Origin of the sequence: Curtobacterium sp. B18 (assembly GCF_000333375.1) — a bacterium.
Lineage (GTDB): Bacteria > Actinomycetota > Actinomycetes > Actinomycetales > Microbacteriaceae > Curtobacterium.
Genome location: NZ_BACZ01000161.1, coordinates 1 through 325, shown reverse-complemented (window position 1 = coordinate 325; position 325 = coordinate 1). Strand labels below are relative to the sequence as shown.

Sequence of the window (325 nt, the reverse complement as noted above, 5' to 3'; positions counted from 1 at the left end):
CACTGATGGACAAGATCTCGACCGTCACCGGCATCGCCGCACCGCTCGAGCGGTCCAACGTCGACACCGACCAGATCATCCCCGCCGTCTACCTCAAGCGGGTGACGAAGACCGGCTTCGAGGACGCCCTGTTCTCCGGCTGGCGTCAGGACCCCGAGTTCGTGCTGAACCAGCCCGCGTACCAGGGCGCCAAGGTGCGGTGCTGTTCTTCGTCGTCCGGCTCGCGATCCGCACCCTCGCCGGCGACTTCATCCCGAACTCGATCATGAACGCGCAGCAGGCCGAGCAGTTCTCCTACGTGCTCGTCGGCGTCGCGCTCATGCTC

General features: G+C 65.8%; 1 pseudogene. It reads left to right on the top strand.

The annotated features are described in order from the left end of the window. Positions 1 to 5: 5 nt before the first annotated feature. Positions 6 to 233, top strand: a pseudogene (locus I5E_RS23250) (3-isopropylmalate dehydratase small subunit); the annotation flags it as partial. Positions 234 to 325 lie beyond the last annotated feature (92 nt).